The organism is Wolbachia endosymbiont of Drosophila seguyi, assembly GCF_028981765.1.
Lineage (GTDB): Bacteria > Pseudomonadota > Alphaproteobacteria > Rickettsiales > Anaplasmataceae > Wolbachia > Wolbachia pipientis.
This window is the reverse complement of the sequence record NZ_JAPQLM010000185.1, coordinates 1-3,848: the sequence shown is the minus strand read 5'-3', so window position 1 is coordinate 3,848 and position 3,848 is coordinate 1. Positions and strand designations below refer to the sequence as shown.

Here is a 3,848-nt window from a genome sequence, read left to right as displayed (position 1 = left end):
CTCAAGTAGAATATAATTAAAGTTTTGAATGGGAAAAATTAGGCTCTATGTTGAAGAAGCTTTATCACAAGGCGTGAGTTTAGCACTTAATCCACAACAAAGTCACTATATTTGCAATGTAATGCGGCTTAAGAAGTATGATAATCTCTCTCTTTTTAATGGAAAAGATGGAGAATGGTTAGGAGAAGTAGTTAATATATCGCGTAAATTGACAGAAGTTACACCCAAAGAATGCACTAAACAACAGCAATATGAGGAAAATTTATACCTGTATTGTGCCATGGTAAAAAGTGCTGCTTTGAACAACATAGTAAGACAGGCAACTGAAATGGGAGTAATCTGCATTCAATTTATTTCAACGGAACGTACAGTGGTAAAAAATATTAACCTAAGTAGAGCAAAATTACAAGCAATCGAAGCAGCGGAACAATCAGGTAGGATAAGTATACCAGAGATTTTGCCTCCTATTAACTTTTGTGAGTTACCTGATTCCCAGAGTAAAAATTTTGTTTTGTGTGATGAAACAGGTAAAGCTGACAAAGTGCTGAAAGGCAAAAAAAATGTTGCTATTATTGTTGGCCCTGAAGGTGGTTTTTCATCTTATGAACTTGATCTTGCCGATAAGTTTTGTCAAAAATTGAGTCTAGGAAAAAGAATTTTAAGGGTCGATACTGCTGTAGTTGCTGCACTCACTTTCACCAATTGGTGTAGCTAGATTTTTAAATATGACTAAGGTTTGGGTCATAAAGAAATCTGGTTCAGTGTTGCGCGCACAAAAACCCTGTAGACTTTCTACGAAGCAGTCTGTTGTTAAAGAGGAGCTAATAAAAAACATATTCTAAGATAATATTAAATCTCATATTATATTTTTTCTAAAGAAAACAAATGAATCTTGCATTTTGCCTGAGTTATTGATACTCTGAGTAAAGAAGTCGGGGCGTAGCGCAGCCTGGTAGCGCATTTGGTTTGGGACCAAAGGGTCGGGAGTTCAAATCTCTCCGCCCCGATGTTAGTATAATTGTGAGAACGCTGTAACATAAGAGCAATCTCCATCAGTAAGCAAGTAGCTGACACTGGAATGACATTATTTACCATGTAAATTATGGCATATTACATTTTAACGCTCAAGTTTATAAAATAATTGACAATGTTAATTTTCTAATTTATAAATAGATTTTGAAATGATTACCGAAGGAGGTATAGAGTTTGATAGAAGTATCAGTCCATTATGGTGATGTAGACAGAGCTCTTCCAGTATTGAAAAAAACAATTCAAAAGGAAGGAAGAGGGTTGAAAATGAAAAAACAATATCATGAAAAAAAATCAGAAAAAAGAGCTAAAAAGAAAGCTGAAGCTAAAAAAAAGAGGTACCAACAAGAGTGCAGAAGGCAACGTTATGGTTGGTAGTTTGTACTCAAGTTAATAGTTTATCATTGGTTATTTTATGAATATTCACGAATATCAAGCGAAAGAAGTTTTGCATAAATTTAATGTCCCAGTGCCAAAAGGTTTTGTCGCTACATCTGCAGAAGAAGTAAAGACTCAAGTAAGTCAATTAAAATCTGACGTGTTTGTAGTTAAAGCTCAAATTCATGCAGGTGGTAGGGGTAAAGCCGGTGGCGTAAAGCTAGCAAAGTCAGTTGAAGAAGCTCAACAGTTTGTAAAGGACATGATTGGTATGACTTTAGTTACTCATCAAACAGGGCCAAGCGGGCAGCAAGTAAGAAAAGTGTACGTTGAAGAAGGCTCAAGCATTAAGAAAGAGTATTATTTAAGCCTGGTAATCGACCCGAAGCTCAGTAGGCCAATATTCATATTTTCCTCAGAAGGTGGAATGGACATCGAAGAAGTGGCAAAAAATTCTCCTGCAAAAATTGTGAAATTTGATATTGATCCTGCTACAAGTTTTGATAGCAGCAAGTTAAGCAGCAGTTTTCATTTGAGTCCAGAACAAATAGAAAAGATATCGAACATTGCAAAAAAAATATATGATGCGTTTATTGCAACTGATGCGAGCCAAATTGAAATTAATCCACTGGTTGAAACAAATTCTGGAGATTTTATTGCGCTCGATGCAAAAATTAGTTTCGATGATAATGCTTTATATCGTCACCCAGAAATTATGGAACTTCGTGATTATGATGAGGAAGTGAAAGAAGAGATAGAGGCTTCAAAGTATGGGCTCAGTTACATCAAAATGGATGGCAGTATTGGTTGCATGGTAAATGGTGCAGGTCTTGCTATGGCAACAATGGATATAATAAAATACTACGGAGCAGAGCCTGCTAACTTTTTGGATGTTGGTGGTGGAGCGAGTAAAGAAACTGTAACTGAAGCATTTAAAATCATATTGTCTGATAGCAACGTAAAAGGAATTCTGGTTAACATATTTGGTGGTATAATGCGTTGCGATATTATCGCAAGTGGAATTGTTGCGGCTGCAAAAGAAATGAGCATTAAAGTTCCTCTAGTGGTTAGATTATCAGGTACTAATTTTGAAGAAGGAAAAAAAATTTTAGAAGAGTCAGGATTAAATATTATTGCTGCAGATGAGCTAGATGAAGCTGCGCAAAAGATAGTAAAAGAGGTAAAATAAAGCATGTCCGTTTTAGTAAACAAAGATACAAGATTAATATGCCAGGGTTTTACTGGCGCACAAGGCACATTTCATTCAGAGCAAGCAATTGATTACGGAACGAAAATGGTGGGAGGTGTAACTCCTGGAAAGGGTGGGAGCACTCACCTTAATTTACCGGTTTTTAATACTGTAGCAGAAGCCAAAGAAAAAACCGGTGCAAATGCTACAGTTATATATGTACCTGCTAAATTTGCTGCTGCTGCAATACTTGAAGCAATAGATGCAAAAATAGAATTGATAATTTGTATTACAGAGGGCATTCCTATACTTGATATGGTGAAAGTTAAGCGTGCGCTTATCGGCTCAAAAAGTCGATTGATTGGTCCCAACTGCCCGGGAATTATTACCCCTGAAGAATGCAAAATAGGAATTATGCCTGGCCATATCCATAAGCGTGGACACATAGGAATTATGTCTCGCTCCGGAACTTTAACTTACGAGGCAGTAGCACAAACAACCGCTGTTGGTCTTGGTCAATCCACGTGTATCGGAATTGGGGGGGATCCAGTTCATGGTATAACATTTGTCGACTGTATGGAGCTCTTTTTAAAAGATAACGATACTCATGGTATTGTAGTTATTGGTGAAATAGGTGGAAACGAAGAAGAAGATGTATCACATTTTGTGAAAACAGAAAAAACTAAAAAGCCAATCGTTGGTTTTGTAGCAGGCCAAACGGCACCTCCAGGAAGACGTATGGGACACGCTGGAGCAATCATCTCTTCCAGCGGTGGAAGTGCTGGTGCAAAACTAGAAGTTATGCGGAGCGCTGGAATTGCAATTGCTGAAACCCCTGCAGTAATTGGTAAGAAGGTATTGGAAGTAATGCATCACTAGAATTAGGGTCACAAAAACCCTATATCACCGGTCATGAATACGTTATTTGCCCATTCGATTAATAACTTGCCTCCTGGTAAATTTACTGAAGTCTGTTGGGCAACCAGATATCCACGTAGTGTGGATGCAACAAGTGCTGCACAGGCTGCACTACCGCATGATGCAGTAATGCCTGTACCTCTTTCCCAAACTCTTAAAGCTATTTCTCCAGACTTTTCAACTTGTGCAATACTAACATTAATTTTCCGAGGAAATAATGCGTGATTTTCTAGCTTTGGTCCTAAATTTCGCAATGGTATTTCACTTATGTTATCAACAAAAAAAACTATGTGAGGATTGCCAATATTTACTGCAACAGGATCTTTTAGCATTT

At 37.4% G+C, this 3,848-nt stretch carries 5 protein-coding genes and 1 tRNA gene; 5 read left to right on the top strand and 1 reads right to left on the bottom strand.

Annotated elements, in window-relative coordinates; genetic code table 11:
* The first annotated feature begins 28 nt into the window (after positions 1 to 28).
* The 5 genes from OZD62_RS05080 to sucD all read left to right on the top strand — a co-directional run bounded on the left by OZD62_RS05080 (position 29) and on the right by sucD (position 3,475).
* Positions 29 to 715 (top strand): 16S rRNA (uracil(1498)-N(3))-methyltransferase, encoded by a 687-nt coding sequence (locus OZD62_RS05080; RefSeq protein WP_006279818.1) that lies wholly within the window; start codon positions 29 to 31, stop codon positions 713 to 715.
* 218 nt (positions 716 to 933) lie between these two features.
* A tRNA-Pro gene (locus tag OZD62_RS05075) sits at positions 934 to 1,007 on the top strand.
* Between the two features lie 199 nt (positions 1,008 to 1,206).
* Positions 1,207 to 1,407, top strand: coding sequence for a 30S ribosomal protein S21 (gene rpsU, locus OZD62_RS05070; RefSeq protein ID WP_006279819.1), 201 nt, complete (start codon positions 1,207 to 1,209; stop codon positions 1,405 to 1,407).
* Between the two features lie 37 nt (positions 1,408 to 1,444).
* Complete coding sequence (sucC, locus tag OZD62_RS05065) at positions 1,445 to 2,596, top strand: ADP-forming succinate--CoA ligase subunit beta (RefSeq protein WP_275019573.1); 1,152 nt, start codon at positions 1,445 to 1,447, stop codon at positions 2,594 to 2,596.
* A gap of 3 nt (positions 2,597 to 2,599) precedes the next feature.
* On the top strand, positions 2,600 to 3,475 hold the full coding sequence (sucD, locus tag OZD62_RS05060; RefSeq protein ID WP_010963102.1) for a succinate--CoA ligase subunit alpha: 876 nt from the start codon (positions 2,600 to 2,602) through the stop codon (positions 3,473 to 3,475).
* A gap of 8 nt (positions 3,476 to 3,483) precedes the next feature.
* Here sucD and dapF read toward each other — a convergent pair.
* Positions 3,484 to 3,848 (bottom strand): diaminopimelate epimerase (gene dapF, locus OZD62_RS05055; protein ID WP_275019571.1); only part of this gene is annotated, 365 nt, incomplete at its 5' end.

Bases quoted from the DNA above. Each gene is read 5' to 3' on its own strand.
- sucD (WP_010963102.1), top strand. From the start codon at position 2,600: ATGTCCGTTTTAGTAAACAAAGATACAAGATTAATATGCCAGGGTTTT.
- sucC (WP_275019573.1), top strand. From the start codon at position 1,445: ATGAATATTCACGAATATCAAGCGAAAGAAGTTTTGCATAAATTTAAT.
- OZD62_RS05080 (WP_006279818.1), top strand. From the start codon at position 29: ATGGGAAAAATTAGGCTCTATGTTGAAGAAGCTTTATCACAAGGCGTG.